Source organism: Fimbriimonadia bacterium (genome assembly GCA_039961735.1).
GTDB lineage: Bacteria > Armatimonadota > Fimbriimonadia > Fimbriimonadales > JABRVX01 > JABRVX01.
This window is the reverse complement of sequence record JABRVX010000048.1, coordinates 15,367-38,642: the sequence shown is the minus strand read 5'-3', so window position 1 is coordinate 38,642 and position 23,276 is coordinate 15,367. Positions and strand designations below refer to the sequence as shown.

The following is a 23,276-nucleotide window of genomic DNA, read 5'->3' as shown; positions in this document are numbered from 1 at the left end:
TGCGTTACGCATGGAGGCGTTACCGGCGACGGTGATTGAGGAGGTCGAGTGCCCAGTGAAACCTAAAGGCGCTACGGTGATTGGCGTTATTCTCAGCGCCGCGCTCTTATTCGCTTCTCCTGTTTCATCATTCTCACAGACCCCTCCCCCGCCTGAGGACGCCGCGAAGTTCGCCGATCGGGGCGGTCTCATTCGAACGAAACAGAACCGTTCGGAACTGCCTGGGGCGCAGTCGGTGGAGCGAATTCCAGGCGTACCCGAGAAGAACGTGGTCACTTTCCCGGTGATCCAGACGCCGTTCGAGATCGGCAAGCACATGTTGTTTTCCAAGGAGAGCTTCCGCGCGCGGTGGCAAGGCACGACTCGGGGCGGCCCCCCTCAAGACCGCGACATCACGCTGACGGCCGCCGACGTTCTCGAGCCCAAGTTTGCGCAGGGCGACACGAGGCTCTGGTTCTCCTCGAACGCCACCGGCGTCGATTCCACCGGGCGTCTAGTGTGGGACGGGGTCAACCAGGCCTACCACATCTGGCGTTGCGACATGGAGGGGCTGAATGCGCAGCAGTTGACCGGCAACGATCCGAATCTGCCGGAGGAGCGCTTCGGCGAACAGCGCTACCCAGACACCAACTTGGCCTCCAATGCAATCGTATACTCCCAGCGCAGCACCGTCGGGTCGGGCAACTTCGACATCTACGTCCGATACCTCAGCACGAACATCCCGCCCATCCGAGTGAACTACGACCCGGTGCGCCCGCTCGGCGATAGTATTCATCCCGCTTTCTCACCCGGTGGAACCGAAATCGTATTCGCCGCGCGCCTCGCCAGCGGAGGACCGTACAAACTTTACCGCTCACGCGCGGATGGATCGCCGTACCCGGACGGGGCCTTCACTCGGCAGCTGACGGAGCCGCCCGCAGGTGCGGATGACGTTGACCCCGACTGGTCTCCCGATGGCTCGCGCATCATATTCGTACGTCGCACCGCTACGAGCGAGCGTCTGTACATGTACGTATTGGGTATGCCGCTCGACGGCGCGATGCCTTGGACAAACTTCCAAGTAGGAGGCACGCCGTCGAAGGATCGCGACCCGGTCTGGCGGAGTGACGGAGCACGCATTCTCTTTGCTTCGACGCGCAAGGCGCGTTACGACGGCAAGCTGAGCATCCGCGTAACGGCCAACAGTGTGGGCGAGAGCTACGATATTTACCAGTACAGCCCGGAGATTCCAGAGGACAACGCAGTCAACGTCCCGGTGGCTTACACAGCTGATCCTGCGGGAGACACGACCGGTAAGCAAGGCGCGACGGATCCGACGGAGGCATTCCGGCTTAACTGGCTCGTGTACGTGTCGGACCGTCCGAACCCCCCAGTGAACCAGATCGATGGTTTTCACGACCTCTGGATAGGACTCTTCGTGGACTCGACACCGCCGCTGCTCGAAGTGCTGCCCATCGTCGAACCACGCGAAGGCATGCCGGGGCAACCGATCAAGATCAAAGCCTGGGTCAGCGACCTCCAAACGGGCGTGAAGCACGTGTACGCGCAGTTCAAAGACCCGGATGGAGCTGAGGTGGACAGCGAAGGTGTGGAGCACCGCCTGTACCTGAAACTCCGCGGTGATCTGCCCGACCCGTTCGGCCAACGAGCTTTCCCGGCTACTGGCCAGAAGATGGACCTCTTCGTGGAGATCGGCCAAGAGGTCGTCAACCCGTACACCTACAACTACGCCTTCCCGTGGGCTTTGTTTGTTGGTACGGTAGGAGCCTCCGACCTACGGGACGGCCTGCAGTTGTTCGACGACGGACCGATCAGCGAAGGGGGCAACGAGCCGGAAGGCGAGGTTGCGGGGGACAACTGGTACACCAATACATGGGTGACACCGTTGCAGCCGAGCGACTTCTACCTCGACCTGCTCGTGGAAGACGTCGCAGGCAACCAACTCGTCTACGACAACATCTCTGGCTTTACCACTCAGCTATTTGCGGCCAGAAACCCGATCCTGTTCGTTGCAGATTACGTAGCAGGACAGCTCTTCGCGCAGGACCTCAACTTCGATCCGTTGCTCGGCCGACTCTTCGCCCGCACCACATGGGCCCCAGTGGAGAGCTACTGGCTGCGCAACCCAGCGACGCACGGCGAGAACGCATGGTTCTATACCACGGCGGGAGTGCGCGACAAGTTCTACCTACCTGCGCCTTGGGGTGAGCCGTATCCTCGGACCGGCGAGACGCTAGATACGCTCGGCCCGACTGCAGTCTATCAAGAGGCCGACATCTGGCGCACTCAGTGCCGTGGCCCGATCCCGCTGACGGCCCTCGCGCAGTACCTACCACGATTCGATCAGCAAGTGGATCCTAACAACCCGCTGCAGACCCGCCAAGTGCTGGTCGCGGAGCGCGCGGTAGTGTGGGCAGCTCCGTACTCTGGCGACCTCTGGACGGAGCGCGTCGGCATTCATATCCAAGAGGTCCGACAAGTAGTTCAGCAGTATTTGGACGCGGGTGGCCGCCTCGTGCTGAGTGGTCAGGATATTGCCTGGGCACTAACACAGGGCGGACAGATACCTAGCACCTTCTTGACTAACTACTTCAAAGTGCAGTACGTAGACGACGTCGGGCCCGACGTCGCACAAGGCACCTACAACGCCTCTCGGCACCGCCTGCTCGACTCGGGCGACGTGATCGAGGGTGGGCCGGGAGATCCGGTGGTCCTCGGTCCGTGGGACTTCCACTGGATACGCCCAGACGGCGAGCTCGACGATTGGGCGCAGCAGAACTTCCTGGCGGATCCGGCGCAGTTGGTAAAGACGCCGTTCGGATTGCAGCTCCAAACACCAGGTGTGTTAGTGGCCGGGTCAGTCACCATCGACGGTGCTTGGAACCAGCTCTGGATCGACTCCATCAATGCGGTCGGCACGGTTAGCATTCCGACGACTTGGAGACCCTATAGGTACTCTTCAGGTGGCTTCGCCTCGGTAGCGGCAACGCACGCGTCGAGAGCTAAGACTGTGTTTCTTTCGTACGGGTTGGAGGGGGTCCACTCGTCGCATCGAGTGATCACGGTCCCAATATATGGAGACGTAGCGTGGTCGGACAGTCGTCGCTACGAGCAGCTTCATGGCATGCTGTGCTGGATGAGGACCGCCCGGGCCTATGGTAAGGTCGAGGCGATAGACCCGGACACGCTGGAGAAGAGGCCGGAAGCAGGTGTGCTCGTCCGGTGGATCAGTGGGAACGGAAAGGACCCCACAACGGTCGGCCAGGTGCTCGGAGCGGCCTTGACTGATTCCAACGGGGAGTATGTAATCACCGGTCTGCCGCCGGGTCACTACTTCGTGGACGCTGTCAAGCCCGGCTTCCGTATCCAACACCCCGAGGTGATCCTGGGTATCCACGGTGGCCAGGTCAACAAGGAAGATGCCAACACTATCAACTTGATTATCACGAAAGAGCCACCGGGATCCGTAACCGGGCGAGTCGTGGATGAGAACGGCTCGCCGGTGGGCAACGTGACGGTTACGCTGACCTCCGACTTCCCGACTATTCCGCCCGTTTCCGGTCTGACGGACAGCCAGGGTCGGTTCCTTATCACCTGCAACCGAGGTAACTGGACGGTTACCGTTGACGGCACTGCGATAGGATTCTCTGATACTAGCCAGCCGCCGTCCGCGACCGTCGTGGTGGATGCTGGCGTCACGACGACCGTAAACACCGGCAACCCGGATCCGCCTGGCTCCGACACGTTCATCATCTTTAGGCCGCCTGGGAACGTCACCGGAACCGTGACATCTACCGAAGAGGGGAATCCTGTCATTCCCGGCGCGCAACTAACTGCTCGTATCACCCGGTTCGGGCAACAGGTGACCTATGGCCCCGTGCTGACCGATGGCAACGGTCAGTACGACTTCGCGGGCAGTGGCATAGACCTTCCTGCGGGGAACTACGTTCTCGTGGTGTCGGCATTCGGCTTCCGTACCCGGGACGATATCTCGGTGAACGTTATTTCTGGCTCGTCGATCACGCAGGACGTCCAGTTGACACCGGTCTCGCCTCGCACCCTTCGTGGCTATGTCAAGACGAGGCTGAGCGGCAGTAGCTTCGAGGCCGCACCCGCCGGTCTGCCTGTGCTCGTGAAGCTCAACGACGTGACGGTGTGCAACACGGTGACGTTCTCGCCGCCGATTACCTCGGGTGGCAACGTCTATAACTATGAGTTCGCCGCCCCCGACTGCAAGTTGGGTGACAACATCAACACGTACACAGTGCACGTGGACACCACGGGGACCGGATTCCGGCCACCTGCACCTATCACGGTGACAGTGCCGGACGGGGACACTCCGCCGGATGGATTGCCCAAGTATGCCGACGACATCATCCTAACTCCGCTGGCGAACTTCGCGAGGTTCATCAACCTGATCTCGGTTCCGTTCAACTACCTGACCGACGATCCGAAGCAGCTGCTCAACGGTGGTCTTAACTTCAAGCTGACGACTTGGGACGTTGACAGGCAGTTGTTCCTCAACTACCCGATGGCACCGGCGGACCGGTTCCGACTCGGCCGAGGCTACTTCCTGTCCAACGACACGAACATGGCGCTTACCACGCCTGGAACGCCTGCCGACCCGAACAACATCTACCCAATCGCTATCAAGAAGGGGTGGAACCTGATCGGCGATCCGTTCCAGTTCGACGTTCGGCTGGGTAACAGCTTCATAAGTGGACCGGGAGGCGTCCTCGGCTATAACGAGGCAGTGGCTGCCGGGTGGGTAGTACCCATCATCTGGAAGATGCAGTCCGGCTTCCTGGTGAAGGACGAAAGCCTAACACTGGGACAGTACCAGGGTGCATGGTTCCTGGCCTATGAGGACGTGACGTTGCTGGTGGATCCTGCTGGCGGTTCGGCACCAGGCGGTGACGGCAGGGCCTACGGTCCCGAAGGTTCCGATTGGTGGCGACTGACCGATGGCTGGCGCTTGCCCATCCATGTCCACACAGAGACAGGGCTTCAGGATACGGCAGCGTTCATCGGCGTCGCGAGCAGTGCGACAGACGGGTTCGATAGCAGGTACGACTTCCCGCGGCCGCCTTCTGATGAGGAGAACTACGTGCGCGTGTACGTACCTCGCACGGACTGGGGTGTACGCTCCGGTAGGTACATCTCGGACGTTCGTGGGCCCGTTGCCGGGACTCAGGTCTGGAATTTCGTGGTAGAGACGAACGGTGCCGGCTCGCAGGTAACACTGCGCTGGCCCGCGATGAGTCAATTGCCTCGCAACCTGAACCTCGTTCTAATGGACGAGCAGACCGGCAAGCGAGTGTTCATGCGCTCAACCTCGTCCTACAGCTTCGTGCCTTCGGACGGTGCGGCGCGCAAGTTCCGCATCGAGTCGATCTCAGCGAATAGGGTGCTGCGTATCACGAACCCCGTTGCCCAGGCGACTCGGAGCGGGGTGGCATCGGTCAGCTTCACCCTCTCGACAGAGGCCAGTGTCCAGGTGACCGTGCTGTCGGCATCCGGCAAGCGAGTGCGCGTGATTGACGATCGACTGGTTGCGACTGCTGGTGTGCAGTCCGTAACGTGGGATGGGCGAGATAGTCAGGGCGTGTCTGTGCCGCCCGGCATGTATACGATTGAGGTGCGGGCCACGACCGAGGACGGCCAGATTGCTCGCGCCGTGGCGCCTATCGTGCTGAAGCGCTAAGGCGCACACCAAGGATCGGTATGAGAATCCGGATTACGGAGGAGAAACTGAAGTGAGACGTTTCATCAAGACGCCGTTGGCGCGCACCATCAGCCGAGTGCTCGCGGTAAGCATGCTCCTGACTTGCTACCAGGGGTTCTCAACCGGAAGAGCGCAGGCGCAGGTCGAACTGCCGAGTTGGGCAGTGGTCGAGTTCGTGAACCGATCCGACTACGGCGGTGCAGCAACAGCGGCCATGGCAACCGACAGCGTCCGCATTGAGCTGAGCAAGAGCCAGCGATACGATGTTCTGCCCAAGAACACCGTGGATCAGACACTGAAGGACCTCGGCATGGCGCCCCCGCTCGACCGGCTCAAGTACCTAAAGATCGGGCAGGAGCTTCAGTGCGAGGCCATCGTGTCTGGCACGGTGGATCAAGTGCTGATCACCAAGAACCCACTCAAGGCTCGTGTCGTGATGAGCGTGTACGTATACGACTCGGCATCGGGTCGGGCGATCCGCGGTGCCAGTGGGGTGATCGGTGAAAGCACCGGCCGCGTCGGGATGACCGGAGGCGAAGACGCCCTTGTTCAGGAGGCCATCCAGCTTGCCGCGCTCGAGGCCGTCACCACGATCTCTAGCCTGAAGATTCCGGATGCGACCATCCTGTTCGCGAACCCCCAGAAGGTCCTGATGAACAAGGGGGCGCGCGAAGGCATCCGCCCGGGCATGGAGATGCTCGTTCTCAGATACGGTGACTACGTGGCCACCATAAAGGTAATCGAAGTCTCTGCAGACGATGCCGAAGCGGCGGTAATCGAGAGCACGAAGGGTGTTCGGCCGGGCGACAAAGCAAGAGCGATCTTCCCCGTCGAGGAGCTCAAGATCGTGGGCACGAAGGTAATTCGAGGGGCGCCAAAGCAGAAGAACCTCGGAAACATCTTTGTAACCGCCTTGGTCGTCGGCCTGGTCCTAGCACTCATCACAGGGCCGGGAGGCGGCGGAAGCAACACAGCAACCAACGACCTCACGACAGAAGCGGTATTCGATCCCGCTCGCGGCTCAGGTGTGAAGGTAAGTTGGAATCCGAACATCTTCGCGATTGCAAACTACACCCGCGTAGAGTGGCACATCTGGCGCAGCGACGTAGCCAACGCTCCGATCGGGGTCGTCCTAGGTACCGAGAATTTCTTCATAGACGACACTACGCCGCTCGCATTCAACTGGCGGCAGGTCGAGCTCATCGGGCCCGGAACCGACTGCATCGAGGACCCGGGAACCGAAGAAGGGACGGAAGTGGCGCTGGTTCCCGGACGCACCTACAACTACTCGCTCTCGCTTGTCTACCGGGTCAAGTCCATCGACCTTCCGGGTGGGGGTGGCGACGACCAGGCGGACTGCTTCTTCGAGAGCGATCCGGTGAACGCTCGGGGCACAGCTACCGTTCTAGAGCAGGTGGGCCTCGAGCAGCCGGTCAACGGCTCGGAGAGCGTCAACCTGAAGACCGTGCGATTCTCGTGGCGCGCGGTAACCGGCGCGAACCACTATGTGGTGCAGGTCTCCCGTGACCTGACATTCCCGCGAGGGACGGCGGTGCGCAACGTGTTCTTCCTCCCGACGACTCAGCAGAGCGGAATCTTGAGCAGCGACACGCTCGATATCCGGGGCCTGTTCCCTGGAGCCAAGCGGCTGTATTGGCGAGTCGGTGCGCGCAACCTTAACGACGTCCCAGGGCCCGTGCCAGACAAGAACGGCAATCGCTACGTGTTCTCCGAGCCGTGGGAGTTCACGCCGGTTGACGAGCCGCCACCGCCGCCGTCGCCGGGAAGATAGGTTGGTAGCTCGAGTAGTGTGCGACTTCGGACATTCGAGGTGGGCTAGATGAGAGAATGGTTGATTGGACTAAGCCTAGCGTTTGCTGCAGCAGTTGCTGCGCAGACGAACGAGGCAGGAGCTGTCGTCAACGGAGAGATCCGCGTGACGCTGGCACCAGGCACCACCGTTGCCCAGGCTAGGGCCTTTGCGGACGCAAATGGACTGGAGTTCGTGCGCGCCATGAGAGTGCCCAACTCCTTCCTGCTCCGCGTCAAGCAGGCCGCGATGCCTAACGCATCGCAGCTTGCCGCCGAGAAGGCGGCGGATCTCGCCAAGCTACCCGGAGTCCGAAATCCGGAGCCGAACTGGAAGTACTTCCGACACGAGCAGACACCGAACGATCCCCTCTACTCGCAGCAGTGGAATCTCAAGCAGATGAACGTGCACCTAACCTGGGACTTCCAGAAGGGCAAGGACGGGATAGTCGTCTGCGTGTTGGACACGTCAGTAGACATATCGCACCCCGACTTCCAGCTCGGGGGTGGGCAATCTCGATTGCTGCCAGGCTATAACGCCGACGACGACAGCGACGACCCCAGCCCAGGCCCTAACTGGCCGGACTCGCACGGGACGATGGTAGCGAGTGTGATTGCCGCGGCAACGAACAACGCGATCGGTATGGCCGGCGTGTGCTGGGAGGGTATCAAGATTCTCCCAATCCGTGCCACGGATAACCCCTGGTTCTTTTCTGCGGCCTTGTACGAGGAGTCGCTCCAGTGGGTGGTCGACTATAACAACTCGCGCACACCCAAAGTGGCCGTCCTAAATCTCAGCCTCGGTAGTTACAACCAAAGTGCCCGTGAAGAGGAGCTAATCAACCAGATCTTCAACCAGGGAACACTAATAGTCGCATCGTCGGGCAACGACCGACCGGTCCTGGCAGGTTGGCCGGCAAGCTACAAGAACGTCATCTCCATCGGTGCCACGGCACGCGGAGGCGCAATCGCCAGCTATTCCAACCCAGGCTCGACCGATCGATCGCGCAAAGTGGACTTCGCCGCACCCGCCGGAGACGGGTACGGGCCGTCGGAGGCCACCACGGTCATGGACATGCGCGGCATCTACACGACGGCAGTGGGAACTTCGTTCTCCGCGCCAATGGCTTCCGGGGCTATCGCGATGCTGCTCTCTCAGGGTGTCGCGCCAACGGATGTGTTCGACGTACTACGCTCCTCTGCTAACACGCACAACTTGAGTGTGCCGAACCCCGACTATGGTTACGGTGAGATCGACCTCTTCGAGGCACTGCGTCGCTTCGGCGGGTCGGTGCAGTTCCTGACACCCGCAGCCAACGAGGTCTTCGAGTACACGAACATTCGCGTTCGCATCCGACTCGGCAACGTCGTGCCCGAGTCGGTTGTAGTGCGTGACGGCACGACGGTGATTCCGCACGGCACCATTACACCCATTGACAGTGTCTTCTCTGAGATTGACTTCACGCGTGCGTTCTCCAGCGGCTCGCACACCCTGTCGGTCACGGCAACGAGCGCCATCAACGGGAATCCTATCTCGCCTGTGCCCACGCGAACGTTCCGAGTTCAGCCCAGGGTGCAACCGGCTGGAACTGCGATGTTCGCCGTGCCCTATGGTGTCGGGACTGCACGTCCGGAGCAGCTAATCGCTGGCACATTCCGGCTTCAACGATTCGTCTACCAGGACCGAAATGGCAACCCCGTGCCCGACGGAGAGTGGGCACGATACACTCAATCGGATACCAGCGACGCGAGGGCTTCCTTCTCCCCGCCCGATGCCGACGTGACGAAGGTGGGTGTCTCCGGCGACTTCCGACCCTTCGGCGTGGGTTACTTCCTGACCATTCCGCTAGCCACGCCGCTGCCAGTGCAAAACCCACCGGACACTGATAACTCGTATAGCATCGGACTGAAGCCTGGTTGGCAGATGTTCGGTAACCCATTCCCCTTCGTGGTGGATTGGAACACGGTCGAGGTGCAGTCGGTAAACAAGCGAATGAGCCTGCAGGAGGCCATCGCGGACGAGTTCATCAGGCCACAGATCTATCGCTGGTCCCCCACGGAGCTAGCATATACCTGGCGCGCTGCACCACAGGGCCAGCTCTACCCGTGGGAGGGTGCTTGGGTCTACTGCCGCAAGGACTGCAAGCTGATTGTTCACCCGCTCCCGACCTCATCTCGCGCTCCCGGCGATGATCGCCCGGCCATTCGTGGCGACGGATGGGCACTGCGACTCGCCGCAACTGCAGGTGGCATGCGCGACGCACGTAACTACATCGGCGTCACTTCGGACCCAGACGCGGCGTTTGATGCCGTGCCGAAGGCGCCAGCACCGATCGAATCCGTGAGACTAACCCTCCTCGGGGACGACGGCCGAACACCTTACGCCCAGCTCCTAAAGCCGGCTAGCACGCGCAACATGGAGTGGACCCTGTCGGTGGTTGCACCGAACGTCGACGGTGACGTTACGTTGGAGTGGGAGGAGATCGTTCGCTCGAGCTCGGGAGTGTCCTACACGTTGGTGGACACGGTGTCCGGGCGCAGAGTCTCGATGAACCATACGAGCAGCTACAGCTTCCGACCCGATGGAGACGGGACGCCTAGGCTCTTCAAGGTCGTGGCGACCCCGGCCTCCGCAGCCAAGCTGATGGTAACGGGATTGGGAGTCACATCGTCCAAAGGTCGAGGGAGTGTGAGCTACACGGTGGTGTACTCGTTGAACCGCGAGGCCCATGTAAGCGTTAGCATTCTCTCCCAGACCGGAAAGCAAGTGGCCGTTCTGTCCAGCGGCTCGCGGGCGGCAGGCGCCAATCAGGCCGTGTGGAATGGTCGCGACCAGGCAGGCATCTCAGTGCCGCCAGGCGTGTACCTGGCGCAGGTCACTGCGACCGGCTCGAACGGCGAACAGGTTAGGGTCGTGAGCCCCGTGGTGCTCACGCGCTAGGAAGGAGTTTCGACGAGTATGGCTGTCCAACGTAAGGTCGCGCAGGTCCTGATAGCCGCGATGCTGCTCGCGCCGACGTTTGCCGTTGCGCAGACGTGGCGAGGGTGTCTCGGCGACGCGCCATTCGCCGGAGGATATCTGGAGAACCTTTTCGGTCTCACGAACGGTGTCATCAACATCTTCACGAACAGCGTCGGACAGGTCACCTGGGGTAACGACGCAGACGACAGCACGGGAGACCCCGAGCAGAACTACAACTTCTCCGAGGAAGGCTGCTTCGACCCGACAATCAGCGCCGATGGAAGCGGCCGATTCGCGTTTGGCTATAGCTCCGGGTCCGAGCAAACGACAGCCGATGACGATTGCGCTGTTACCTTCGGCTATCCCTTCGCGGGCGGCGACTGGTGTTATGCAACGATCCGGGTAATCGAAGGTGAAACGACCACCGATAAGGTGTTCGGTGAGGGCACCTCTTGGCGCCTGTCTCCATACATCGGTGCCAGCGGTGCATACATCCGGGGTCTATGGGACTTCGGCGGGCCTAACGTGTGGGTGGACCTGCGGATTGACGTACTAGGCGACACGTGGCGCTTCCAGTGGGACTTTTACAACTTCACGGAAAACCCCGTTCAGATCGGTATGCGCTTCGGCCACTGGACTGCGATGCGGAAGAGAGCGCCCGGGCAGTTCGTAAATGGCGATCGACGTGGATTCCTCGACAACCTGTACGTGCTGATTCCCGGACTTCGGCCGAGGAGCACCGACTACATTGCGGACCGCACAGCGGTCGGTACGGCGCAGTTCCCTCCGTACTTCGACGTCTACTGGGGTCAGAGCGACCCCTATCCTAGCTTCCGGCACTGGCTGAAACCCGATCCAGGTCACCCGGACCTAACAATCGCAGACCGAATCGAGTTTATGTCCGTGGGACGTCTGCTTCAGGGAGTTCAGTGGAACGGCTTCACCGTGCCCGACCTGCCAGTCGTCAACCCGTCCTACGCTGTGTTCCACAATCCCATCAACGTCCCCGTCAACGTGCCCGGCGACCTCGGGGTTAGGCCGGGTAGACGCATCGTGCAGTACATGAGCTCGGCGAACGCGGCTAGCAACATCGAAGTACCGGTCGCCGTTACGACGGAAGCCCCACGCGCGCTGCAGTTCGATCCTAGCAGTCCGAATAGCGTGGCCCCGAGCCCATTCACGATCTCCGCTCTAGTGGCCAACGGCTACTCGGTCATCGACCGCGAAGTGGACCTGACGAACGTTAGCGTGCTCCTCTCGCTACCGCCCGGCCTGTCAGTCGCCCCTGGCGAGACGCTGCAGAAGATCATTCCCCGCATCGCCGCCGGACGCTCGACGACGGTCAAGTGGAACGTGGTCGCCGACGGCACCGTAAACGGCATCGTCGAGTATCGTGTAATCGTTAGCCCGCCCCCCGCGAACGCTAAGACGGTTACGAACCGCTTGTTCATACCCGCGGTAAACAAGATGAAGGTCACGGACGGATACGACATGGTCGCACTGCCATTCGTCTTCAGCGACACGCGCTTCGAGTCGATTTTCGGTACGCCGGGATTACGAACGATCGGCGTCGACCCCACTACCGGCCGGTACATCCCGGTGGCGAACGCTGTTCGGGGTGAAGGGATTTGGCTGGATGCAGGAGAAGACACGGTCTTCACACTGCAAGGTGCAAGCGCACCGCCGGGACAGGTGACGAGCGACTTCAAGATCAACCTCGAGCCCGGCTGGCGAATGATCGGCAACCCCTGGTTGTATCCCATTCCGTTCGGACAGCTCGTCTTCGTTGGAGCGGACGACCCGAGCCAGGCGAGATCCCTCGAAGAGGCCATCGGGCTCGGCTGGATCCGCGGTGTCCTCTATCGGTGGGACAAAGCGCTCGGTGAGTACACCTTCACCGAGGACCTCACCACACCCATCGAACCAGCGCGCGGCTACTGGGTGCGCATCACGGCCACTCGGCCCCTGGATGTCATCTGGCCGCCGGTCTTTACCGTCGGCGTCGGTGGCTCGCCTCGGGCAGCAGGACTTGATGCGTGGACACCGCGCCCCGGCCACTTCCGCCTGCAAGTTGCCGCACGTTCGAACGGCTCTGCCGACACCAAAACGTTCTTCGGTGTTACCGAGAATGCGTCGGTGGGTCTCGACCGTTACGACGTGCCCAAGCCGCCGGCAGCTCCGGAAGGCCGACTCAGAGTAGCCATCGAGAACAACGACTGGGGTCCAGATTCCGGCCCCTACGCACAGGACATCCGCCCAGCCTCGGACCGAGAAGCAACGTGGTTTTTCACCGTGACCTCCGATAGGGACGGCGAGGTGACACTCACCTGGCCGAACCTGTCTCAACTTCCAAAGGACGTGGGGTTCCGCCTGACCGATCTGCAGACGGGCGCGGTGCGCAACTTGCGCAACGTATCCGCTTACACGTTCCAGATGACCGAGGGGCAGAGGCGCTTCAAGTTGGAGATGACTCCGGCGGCACCATCCAGGGTAATGATCACCAGCTTGAACGTAACGCAGACGCGCGGAGTCGGCGGAGTCAACGTGCAGTACTCGCTGAGTGCTGATGCAACCACTACAGTGCGCATCCTTTCGGCCTCTGGTCAGGTAGTGCGCACGCTCTCGACCGGTAGGGCGGAGAGTCGCGGTGTACAGCAGCACGTGTGGGATACGCGGGACGCCAGCGGTGTTTCCATGCCCCCAGGCACGTACGTGATCGAGGTCGCGGCAATCACTGAGGATGGACAGGTCGCACGAGTGGTCCGACCGCACGTGCTGACGCGCTAGGATTCAAGGAGGACGAAACAACATGCGGTATTGGATGTGGCCGGCGGCAGTCCTACTGCTGATCCTGGCGGCCTCGGGTGCGTTCGCCCAAAAGGGGTATCTGAAGACTCCGATTACGGTCTTCGAGTTCGGCGCGCCCGAAGATATTGCACCGCCTGAAGACTTCGATCCGGCGGTGCTGATTCGTACGATGCTGTTCGCGAAGTTGGAGGCGACGCGCGAGTATCGGCCACTGCATTACAGTCGCCGCTCTGCCCCGATTCAACTCGCCTTGGAAGACGGACGACTTCCACTTTCCAAGGCCGAGCCCCCCTTCAACGTCCCAGAGGGTGATACGTGGCGCGCTGTCGAGGTGGGACGCATCCTCCGCACCCCCTTCGCACTCGCTGGGTCCATCGAGAGCTACCAGTACGATGATGCGACCCGTACTGGCAGCATCGTCGTCAGCCTCGAGGTGTACAACGTCGAGGAGAACACCGTGGTCGTCAGCGCCGCGGTGACCGGAAAGGCAAGCGGTGGCTCGGAGAGCGATGAAGTCGGCGTAATGACCGCCGCGATTGACGATGCCGCGACCAAGATGATGGCTGAGATCTCCGAGCCGCTGGGGATAGGGAAGGCAGTTCTGGATACCTCGGCACCGGAGCGGAGGAAGCAGATATCGGGCGGCTTCACTCGAACAGCCTTTCTTTTGACCGCTGCGGGCGTGGTGCTAGCGCTGCTTATCCTGGGAGACTAACCGAAGTTGCAGGGGCAGGCGATGGCCCAAAGAGCCCTTCGGACACTGGTTGCCTCCTGCCTCCTGGGTTGTCTGGGTCATGTGGTCGCGCAGGACCTGGCTGCCATAGAATTGTCCGTCTACCCCGAGGCCGCGCCGGCGGATGCTCGCAGCACTCTCACCGTGAGCGCAACCGTGCGCGACATGGCAGGGCGCTACGTGCCGGATGGCACGCTCGTCTCCTTTACCGCGTCGCTGGGGCAGTTCAGGGAGCCTGCAGTCGCCACCTCGGGCGGCGTCGCTCGCGGAGTTCTCGTCGCATCGAACGTGCCCGGAAGGTCGAAGATCACTGCCGCCGTGACCGGCTATCGCGCCGTTGCCGATATCGAGGTGGAGTTCGTAGCCGACGCATCGGAACTGCGCAAGACCGCGTCGTTCCTGGATGTGACGGGCTCCTCCTACCTTGCCTACCACGTCGAGCTTCGCATGATCGCCGCCACCGGACCTGACCGCGGAGCGCACGTGCAGTACCAGTCGGTCCATATTGAAGCAGACGACCTCCAGTTGGACCTCGACCCGCTTTCTGTGATTGCGTACAACGCCGTTCTTCGTGTCGGCTCCTCCCAGCTGGAGGCGCTGCAACTCGCCTATAACCTGCGATCTCGTACGGGTGTCGCCGTTGTCGAGAAGGACGGCCGTGCCGTCTTCGTGCAGGTGCAGGGTATCGCTACGAGTGAGGCGGGTCGTCCTGCAGGCTATGACGACTTCCGCTTCACCGAGATGTTCGGGCCGCAGCCCGTGATCGTCGCGCGTCGGGTGGTAGTGAATCCGGGCAGGGAAGCACTGTTCAACGGAGCACGTGTCTATGTCGGTGCCAATCGAGTGCTCACGATGCCCCACTACGCGCTCGATCTGACGCGACCCGGAGCGCTGGTCTCGGAGCAGATGTTCGGCGTGAACCAGAACGGCCTCGTCTTGGACCTGCCCTACTACGTGAGCCTCGGCCCGCGGCAATCGAACTCGCTGCGCCTGCGCTCCCAGCACGCTGCGGGCCGCGCGTACACAAGCTCTCGGGGCACCACCCTGGACTGGGTAAGCAGGTACTCGGATGGATGGGCATACTCGGGTGACTTCACCATCAGCGACCTGTCGCCCGACCGATGGGGCGTCACCTTTCGGCACAATCAAAGATTCGGTGACCGGCTGGACGGCTACTTCCTGCTCGACTCCCCGCGACACGAGAGCCTTGCAGGCTTCGCGCAGCTATCCCACCTGTTCGACGGCTTCTCGGCATCCTTGTCTGCCTCGGGTCGGACGGCTCTGCGCGGGACCCAGAGCACCGATAGACGGGTGGACCTGTCGCTGGAGACCAACCCCATTCCGTTCTTCGGCAAGACCGCCTATCACAGCGTCGGCCTCACCGCGAGCTATCAGCAATACGATATAGGCACGGGGATGACGACGCGCCGCGGCTATGGCCTGCGCTACCGTGCGCGGACGGTACCCATGCAAGTGGCGGGAGGCTCGCTGACCACCGGTCTGGTACTCACACAGTTGTGGGGCCGCGGGGCTGGGGACGGATTGGCTGTCCTCGGTACGGTTAGCTCATCCTACATGCTCGGTCCCACCGCCTCGCTTTCCCTAAACTACGAGTACAACCGCAACCAGTTCGGCGTCTCCAGCTTCGGCATGCACCGGCTGAGCACACAGTTTGTGGCCAACGCAGGCTCCCTCTTCACCAGTGTGTACGCGATTCGTAGCCTGGACAAAAATGCCACCACACTGTTCGGCGATGCTTCTGTCGGTTTCTCGAAGCTGTGGCGCGTGGGCTTCGGCTACACCTGGGATGACGGCCCAGGGTCCACGTTCCGTGATCACTCCTTCCTGCTCGGCTACCGCCTCGGCTACCGCGAGATTGCCCTACGCTGGTCCAGCATAGACCGGCGCTTCGGCATCGAGGTGCTGGCTGCGCCCTTCTAGGTCGTGCGCCTATGAATTTCGTCCTCCCGCTTGTCGCGGCGCTCATCGCTGGGCTCGATGCCGATGTAGTCTGCGCAGGTAGGCTCAGCGGCACTTTCCCCTATTCACTCCCTACCCTCATCGTAGAGCGTGACGGATTCCGTTTCCGCTCGGGTGGGCCGGAGTTCCGCTTCGCCGCTCCCGTGCGCGGCGGGGTGCTGCCGAGTGCAGGACGGACAGAGAAGATCATTGCGGGAGGCGGCGGCAGCGGCGCTCCCGAGAAGCTCAGGCTGCATGTCGCCCTCCCGGCTCTGGACCTCGCCTTCGGAGCGAAGATGAGCCTGCGCATCAGCGGCTGGGACAAGGCATTCCTTACCTGGCCCGGTGGGAGCGTTGGCGAAGGTGTGCCTGCACCACCAGACCAGCCGTGGCTGTTGTTGTCGGGAAGCCCCGCATCGCCGTGCCTCGCCATCTGCTTCTCCAATCCGCCCCGCGAGGTGTTACTTGTACGTACGGGCGGCGACCTGGTGCTACATGTCGAGGGAGAGCGGCTCGGATGGGTGCGCCTACTCGCTCCGTTGGGGGTCGAGCGCGTGGCATCCGATGGAGCGGTCGATCTGGGGGCTCTCGCTGCACGGGTCGCAGCAATCGCCGATGCGCTGGCAGGATTGCCCCCGAGTTGCCAGCCAGAACTCCGATGGGACTCGGAATCTGGGCGCCTCGAGATCTCCGAATCTTGGGGACTGGTACCGCCTGCCGTCGTGGCCAAAGTACCGCTCGCATCGGCTTCCCAAGTCTTCGCCGACATCCAGACAGCCGAGGGAACGTTCCGGGTCCTGTCGGGGGCGGCAACCTACTCGCTCGCTTTGCCGGTGGCCACGGTAGAGCCTTCGGATGTTGCCCACCGCAACGAGGCGGCCGACACGCTTCGCGGTGCGCGGTCCGCCTCGGATTACGTGCGCGCCTACGACCTGCGATTCCTCCTCAGCGATGATGACCAGCAACTACTTCGCAATCGTCTCCGTGCCCGCGCGACCGATCTGGCGAAGGCAGACGCGTGGCAAGATTGGATCGAGCCAACGACACGCCGCAGCATGCCCAAACTCGCCCGCGCCCCAGGCGCAGACTTGGCAGAGCATTCGGAGGCGGCCGCACTTCTGCTTGCGGCTCTCGATTGGTGCGGCCCCAACTCCGATTGGCAGGCCGCGCTCGCCCGATGCCTCGCGGTCGTGAACCTTCACATGGACTGGGCGACGCTCTTGCCGATGCCTGACGGCCGACTGCCCCCAGAGAGACTCCTAGCTCGGTGCGCGGATGGGACTGCTCGTGCACTCCTTCTCGACTGGCAGGCTCCCGAGGCGGACCGCATCCGCTACCTCGCGGCTCGTCTCGCAGTGGTGGCCCCCCCGCGCCCCCAGAGTGCGAAGTGTCCGCTGGTGCTCGAGCATCCGCCCATCGGTCGGCTGCTGCGGGCCGAGTACGATGCCAACGATGCGTCCGTGGTTCGGCTGAAGCTTGCGCCCGGCCCCGCCTTCGCCCTGAGAGGCCCGGACGGCTCTCGCATCCAGGCAGTGGAAGTGGATGGTGTAGAGACACGAGTTGGCAGAGGCGTGGCGGGGAAGTGGATGGTCCAGATACCGGAGCGACAGCGGCCTATTGCGGTTGCGATTCGGATCGCCCCAGCAACGTCGGGTGCGACCAGCGAAGGTCGTCTCGATCCGGGCAGTCCGCGTTGAAGTGCCCTCCGCGGCTCTCTCTTCGCATCAGCGCACACTGCACGATGGCCTCTCCGCAGGTGAGCAAGTTGGCGGCCTCCATCTGCTCGACGACTGTGCCGGTGTTGGCGGGCCTGCCCACACTGCCCGCGAGCGCCTGAAGGGAGAGTAGTGCGCGCTGCAACCCGACATCGCTCCGAACGATGCCCACGTCCTGCCACATGACGTTTTGCACGCCCACCCGAACAGCACCGGGGTCTGGGCCGATAGAAGGCAGCGGGTCGGCCTCTTCATCGGGCAAGCTCCCATGAGCGGGCGGCAGGTCGGCGGCTTGGATCGCAGCCCGCTCGCCGAACACCAGCGCCTCTAGCAGGGAGTTGCTGGCCAGGCGATTAGCACCATGCAGACCAGTACAGGCGACCTCGCCGCATGCGTAGAGCCTCGAGATGCTGGTCCGCCCCCAAAGGTCCGTCCACACCCCTCCGCACGAATAGTGTGCGGCCGGTGTCACTGGGATGGGCTCTCGCGTGATGTCCAAGCCTACCGACGAGCACCGCTCGTAGATCATGGGGAACAGGTCGCGTATGCGCTCCGCAGGCAAATGGGTCATGTCCAGATACACGCACTCGGCTCCAGTGCGCTTCATCTCGGTGTCTATGGCCCTTGCCACGATATCACGTGGCGCCAGCTCGGCCATCGGGTGCTGCCCTTCCATGAAGCGATGCCCTTCGGCGTTGATGAGCCGTGCGCCCTCGCCGCGAACGCGCTCAGAGATGAGAAAAGCCCTGGCGCGTGGATGGTAAAGCGAGGTGGGGTGGAACTGCATGAACTCCATGTTGGCGAGTACCGCTCCGGCACGTCGCGCGATGGCGATCCCGTCCCCTGTGGCAATGGGAGGGTTGGTCGTGTAACGGTACACCTGACCACAGCCACCGGTCGCAAGCACGATGGCTCTCGCACGGATCGCCGTCAGCCGTTCCGCACGAGCATCCCACAGCCACGCGCCCAAGCATTCGCCGTCGCGGACAGCAAGCCTCACTGCCGAGCAATACTCCCGTACCTCGATGCCTGGCTCCGACCGGGTGGCTTCGGCCAAGGCGCGCATGATCTCCCACCCGGTACGGTCTGCCGAGTGCAAAATCCGGTTTCGGCTGTGCCCCCCTTCGCGCCCGAGCGCCAGTTGCGGCAGGCCGTCGGGCCCGGGGGAACGGTCGAACTGCGCGCCGATATCTATCAGCCAGTGGACCAACCTCGGCGCTTCCCGGACCACGAGCCGAACGGCGTCCGGGTCGCAGAGGCCGGCACCTGCGGTGAGGGTATCTTGCTCGTGCAGTGACCACGAGTCCATCTCTCCGACCGACGCGGCGATCCCCCCTTGCGCGTACGCGGTGTTGGACTCGGGCAGGTCCTGTTTCGTGACCACGCACACGCTCCCACAGCCGATCGCTTTGAGCGCAAAGGTCAGGCCGGCGATTCCGCTGCCTACGACCAGGAAGTCGAACTGCTCGGTGTCGCTCGGCCCCGTAGGCATCCTCTAGGTCTCGACTCCGCGATCGTCCAGGTTGTACGAGAGCACGGCAAGCTCCTGAAGAAAAGAGACGTTGCGCACGTGCACGTGGCTGGGCACCCGGATATGGGTGGGTGCGAAGTTCAACATCACTTCGATGCCTGCGGCGACGCACGCATCCGCCACTTCCTGCGCGGCGTTGGCAGGCACGGCCAGAATGGCCATCTTCGCGCCAATCTCGCGGTTCGCGTGCGCGAGCGTGCTGATGTCCCGCACGTGCAGGTTGCTGAAGTGCTGCCCCACCTTGGCCGGATTGTTGTCGAAGGCCGCCGCGATGTGGAAGTTGTGCTCGCTCATGCCGGGATACCCGATGAGTGCAGCGCCCAGGTTTCCCGTTCCGATCAACAGGATGCGCCGTGCACGGTCCACCTTCAGAATGCGCGCAATCGAGGCAAGCAGTGTAGCGACGTCGTATCCGACGCCCGGCTTGCCGAAGTCCCCAAAGTAAGAAAGGTCCTTGCGGAACTGCGGCGCGGCAATCCCAGTGTGCAGTTCCACATCCGCAGACGAGATGGTCGGTACGTTCTGTTGCTCTAGCTCGTACAGCAAGCGCAGGTACGTAGCCAGACGCTCTAACGTGGGCAAAGGCACTTTGACTGGAGGCGGCATGTCCCCACAACCCCCCGGTTCTTGGATTGTGCGATTCTACCCAAGCCCGCCCCGGCCTTCCGGCTACTGCCTGCCGGGCACGATATTGTCAGAAGCAGTATGGGAATTGCTGCTTGGGTCGTGGTAGCCGTGAGCATGGAATACGCCCTCCAGGTTGTCGCGATATTCGTGGCGATGGTGCGGCTTGGCCGCTTCTTCCGTGCAGTCGGATCTGGGTAGCGGCACTGAGGCGCGAGCGGGTTCGGCCCCGGCATGAGGTGAGGCTGCCTGGGTTAAGGCCGCTAATGGCCGGTCCCTTTGGAAGCCGATGCGGCTTGCAGCGCGAGAATCGGTTCCCCCTGGTGGTGATCGACGAAGCAATCGGGGCAGCCCGGAGGGCTGCCCCGACCTAACCTACGTCACGAAGCGGAGAACTACCCCTCGTCCGAGTACTTCTGTTTCAGAGCCGCGACCACCGCAGGGTCCGCCAGCGTGGTAGTGTCACCCAGTGCACGCCCCTCGGCAACGTCGCGCAGCAAGCGTCGCATGATCTTGCCCGATCGGGTTTTCGGAAGTTCGGCGGTCACGATGATGTCGTCCGGCCGCGCAATTGGACCGATTTTCGTGCCCACATGCTTCTTCAGCTCGGAGATCAGCCCGTCCGAGCGCTCGTGACCCTGCTTCAGGATCACGAACGCGGCGACGGCCTGGCCCTTCAGCGGATCGTCCTTGCCGATGACTGCGGCTTCCGCGACAGCCGGGTGGTCCACCAAAGCGGATTCAATCTCCATGGTGCTTAGTCGGTGGCCGGCGACGTTCATGACGTCGTCCACACGGCCGAGCAACCACAAGTAGCCGTCCTTGTCCTTCTTTGCACCATCACCGGTGAAGTAGCGACCCGGGTACTGCGACCAGTACTGCCGCACGTAGCGATCCGGATCGTTGTGGATGGTGCGGAGCATGCCGGGCCACGGGCGGGTCAGGATCAGGTACCCGGCGCTGCCGTTGGGCACGCTATTGCCGACTTCGTCAATCACGTCCACGCCGATTCCAGGAAACGCTCGGCATGCCGAGCCGGGCTTCGTGGCAGTGATGCCAGGAAGTGGGGTGATGAGCAGATGCCCCGTCTCCGTCTGCCACCAGGTATCGACGATAGGCACTCGCGAGCCGCCGATGTGTTCGTAGTACCACATCCACGCCTCCGGGTTGATGGGCTCGCCGACCGTGCCGAGCAGCCGGAGCGACGACAGGTCGTGCTTGGCGGGCAGGTCGTCTCCCCATTTCATGAAAGCCCGGATCGCGGTGGGAGCGGTGTACATGATGGTGACCTTGTACTTCTCGATGATCTCCCAGAAGCGGTCTCGCTCAGGCCAGTCCGGTGCGCCTTCGTACAGCACCTGAGTCACGCCGTTGGCCATCGTGCCGTACACGATGTAGGTGTGTCCGGTGACCCATCCGATGTCCGCCGTGCACCAGTAGATGTCGCTGTCCTTCAGGTCGAAGGTCCACTTGGCGGTGGCATAGGCCCCAACCAGATAGCCACCAGTAGTATGGACGATTCCCTTCGGCTTTCCGGTCGAACCACTCGTGTACAGGATGTAGAGGACGTCCTCCGCATCCATCGGCTCGGGCTCGCACACGTCGGATGCCTGAGCCATAAGGGTCTGCCACCAGTGGTCCCGACCTTCCACCATGTTCACAGGGCAGATGTCCGGCTTGCCGATTCGCTCGTACACCAGCGTGGCCTTCACGTTCGGGCACTCCTTCAGCGCCTCGTCCACGGCCTCTTTCAGGTGAACGACCTTTCCTCGGCGATAGCCTCCATCAGCTGTGATCACGTAGTGCGCGTCGGCGTCCGTGATACGGTCCACGAGGCTCTGGGCACTGAACCCACCGAACACCACCGAATGCGGAGCACCGATCCGGGCACAGGCGAGAAGAGAGATCACGAGCTCTGGGATCATCGGCATGTAGATGCACACCCGATCGCCCTTCTGGACCCCCATGGACTTCAGCGTGTTGGCGAGTTTGTTGGTCTGCTTCAGCAGATCGTTGTAGGTCAGAGCGCGCGTATCACCGGGCTCTCCCTCGAACAACAGCGCAATCTTGTCCCCCTTTCCTTGGTTGATAATGCGCTCGAGGCAGTTGTACGAAGCGTTCAGCTTGCCGCCGACGAACCACTTCGCATGCGGCGGGTTCCACTCCAGCACCGCATCCCAAGGTTTGTACCAGTGGAGCTCCTTGGCGAAGTCGGCCCAGAAGCCCTCCGGATCGGCCTCGGCCCTGTCATATACCGTGGGGTCCGAAACGTTGGCCTGGGCCACGAATTCGGGGGAGGGAACGAAGGTACGATGCTCTTCGAGCAGCGCCTTAATCGCAGTCTGGTCAACGGACATAGGGCAAACCTCCTAAGATTGGACCGATTCTACCCATTTGTGGCCTATTTCGCGAAGTCCCACTGGGTCCTCGTCTGGAAACGTGTACTGGGTACCCGAATGGTGCCTTGCTCCTGCGATACAATGGTCGGCAGGAGGCCGATTCTCTGGGCACCCGTTGGCATTCTGTGAAGAAAATCTCAGGCACCGTGTTCAACATCCAGCGCTTCTCGACCCACGACGGGCCGGGAATACGTACCACCGTGTTCCTGAAGGGATGTCCTCTGGCATGTCCTTGGTGCCATAACCCAGAGAGCCGGGCTCCCGAGCTAGAGATCGCGTTCAACGAGGGGCGTTGTATTCGCTGTGGATCTTGCTTGCGCGCGTGCAAGGCAGGAGGGGTCGAGAACCGCCTCCTCTGCGTGCTTTGTGGGGACTGCGTGGAGGCATGCCCCACAGGGGCGCGCGAGATCGTCGGGCGCGTGTACACGGTGGACGAGTTGCTTCTCGAACTAGAGAAGGACAGGGATTTCTACCAGGAGTCGGGGGGTGGTGTGACCTTCTCTGGTGGAGAGCCACTGCTGCAAGCCAACTTCCTTGTGAGTGTACTGGCTTCGTGCCGAGCGCGAGAGCTGCATACGGCGGTGGACACGACCGGATTCGCACCGACACCGGTGATCCGGGAGATCGCCCGGCACACCGACTTGTTCCTCTACGATCTCAAGCTGATGGACCCCGAGAGACATCGGCACTACACTGGGGTTTCGAACGAACTCATCTTGGGTAACTTGAAGGAACTGGTAATGATGGAAGCGGCAGTGGTGGTGCGGGTCCCATTGATCCCGGGCATCACGGACACCGACGAGAATCTACTGGCCATGGCCGAGTTCGTTCAGACCCTTGGCCTGAAACGGATCAGCCTGCTGCCTTTCCACAAGATGGCTGCCGACAAGCATGCGCGGCTCGGATACGACTACCGCCTCCCCCCGATGGAGACACAACCGCAAGACGATTTGGAGAAGATGCGCAGCCTAGTAGCGCGCCACGGGCTTCAGGTCTCGATAGGAGCGTAGG

11 protein-coding genes are annotated in these 23,276 nt (G+C 62.1%); 8 read left to right on the top strand and 3 right to left on the bottom strand.

The annotated features are described in order from the left end of the window. Nucleotides 1-55 precede the first annotated feature (55 nt). The 7 genes from HRF45_11400 to HRF45_11370 are packed head-to-tail and all read left to right on the top strand — an operon-like array spanning nt 56 to nt 17,693. Complete coding sequence (locus HRF45_11400) at nt 56-5,704, top strand: carboxypeptidase regulatory-like domain-containing protein (protein MEP0767133.1); 5,649 nt, start codon at nt 56-58, stop codon at nt 5,702-5,704. A 52-nt stretch (nt 5,705-5,756) separates the two neighbouring features. Further along, the gene (locus HRF45_11395; protein ID MEP0767132.1) at nt 5,757-7,517 is read left to right on the top strand and encodes a hypothetical protein; all 1,761 of its coding nucleotides are present in this window, start codon (nt 5,757-5,759) and stop codon (nt 7,515-7,517) included. Between the two features lie 48 nt (nt 7,518-7,565). Beyond that, nucleotides 7,566-10,475, top strand: coding sequence for a S8 family serine peptidase (locus HRF45_11390; protein ID MEP0767131.1), 2,910 nt, complete (start codon nt 7,566-7,568; stop codon nt 10,473-10,475). A gap of 18 nt (nt 10,476-10,493) precedes the next feature. After that, a complete protein-coding gene (locus HRF45_11385; protein ID MEP0767130.1) occupies nt 10,494-13,283 on the top strand; it encodes a hypothetical protein in 2,790 nt (929 codons plus the stop codon). Between the two features lie 22 nt (nt 13,284-13,305). Then, nucleotides 13,306-14,019 (top strand): hypothetical protein, encoded by a 714-nt coding sequence (locus tag HRF45_11380; protein MEP0767129.1) that lies wholly within the window; start codon nt 13,306-13,308, stop codon nt 14,017-14,019. Between the two features lie 21 nt (nt 14,020-14,040). After that, on the top strand, nt 14,041-15,978 hold the full coding sequence (locus tag HRF45_11375) for a hypothetical protein (GenBank protein MEP0767128.1): 1,938 nt from the start codon (nt 14,041-14,043) through the stop codon (nt 15,976-15,978). Nucleotides 15,979-15,989: 11 nt separating this feature from the next. Continuing rightward, nucleotides 15,990-17,693: a hypothetical protein gene (locus HRF45_11370; GenBank protein MEP0767127.1), complete on the top strand. Its 1,704-nt coding sequence runs from the start codon at nt 15,990-15,992 to the stop codon at nt 17,691-17,693. Here the strand turns inward: HRF45_11370 and nadB are convergent. The 3 genes from nadB to acs form a co-directional block, all read right to left on the bottom strand. Further along, nucleotides 17,611-19,203, bottom strand: a complete 1,593-nt coding sequence (nadB, locus tag HRF45_11365; protein ID MEP0767126.1) for an L-aspartate oxidase — start codon at nt 19,201-19,203, stop codon at nt 17,611-17,613. The genes HRF45_11370 and nadB overlap by 83 nt on opposite strands. A 3-nt stretch (nt 19,204-19,206) precedes the next feature. After that, complete coding sequence (locus tag HRF45_11360) at nt 19,207-19,848, bottom strand: redox-sensing transcriptional repressor Rex (protein ID MEP0767125.1); 642 nt, start codon at nt 19,846-19,848, stop codon at nt 19,207-19,209. Between the two features lie 413 nt (nt 19,849-20,261). Beyond that, the gene (acs, locus tag HRF45_11355) at nt 20,262-22,223 is read right to left on the bottom strand and encodes an acetate--CoA ligase (GenBank protein MEP0767124.1); all 1,962 of its coding nucleotides are present in this window, start codon (nt 22,221-22,223) and stop codon (nt 20,262-20,264) included. Between the two features lie 146 nt (nt 22,224-22,369). Here acs and HRF45_11350 point away from each other — a divergent pair, with 146 nt between their 5' ends. After that, nucleotides 22,370-23,275: a glycyl-radical enzyme activating protein gene (locus HRF45_11350; protein ID MEP0767123.1), complete on the top strand. Its 906-nt coding sequence runs from the start codon at nt 22,370-22,372 to the stop codon at nt 23,273-23,275. Nucleotide 23,276 lies beyond the last annotated feature (1 nt).

Bases quoted from the DNA above. Each gene is read 5' to 3' on its own strand.
- HRF45_11390 (MEP0767131.1), top strand. From the start codon at position 7,566: ATGAGAGAATGGTTGATTGGACTAAGCCTAGCGTTTGCTGCAGCAGTT.
- HRF45_11385 (MEP0767130.1), top strand. From the start codon at position 10,494: ATGGCTGTCCAACGTAAGGTCGCGCAGGTCCTGATAGCCGCGATGCTG.
- HRF45_11380 (MEP0767129.1), top strand. From the start codon at position 13,306: ATGCGGTATTGGATGTGGCCGGCGGCAGTCCTACTGCTGATCCTGGCG.
- HRF45_11375 (MEP0767128.1), top strand. From the start codon at position 14,041: ATGGCCCAAAGAGCCCTTCGGACACTGGTTGCCTCCTGCCTCCTGGGT.
- HRF45_11370 (MEP0767127.1), top strand. From the start codon at position 15,990: ATGAATTTCGTCCTCCCGCTTGTCGCGGCGCTCATCGCTGGGCTCGAT.
- nadB (MEP0767126.1), bottom strand. From the start codon at position 19,203: ATGCCTACGGGGCCGAGCGACACCGAGCAGTTCGACTTCCTGGTCGTA.
- HRF45_11360 (MEP0767125.1), bottom strand. From the start codon at position 19,848: ATGCCGCCTCCAGTCAAAGTGCCTTTGCCCACGTTAGAGCGTCTGGCT.
- acs (MEP0767124.1), bottom strand. From the start codon at position 22,223: ATGTCCGTTGACCAGACTGCGATTAAGGCGCTGCTCGAAGAGCATCGT.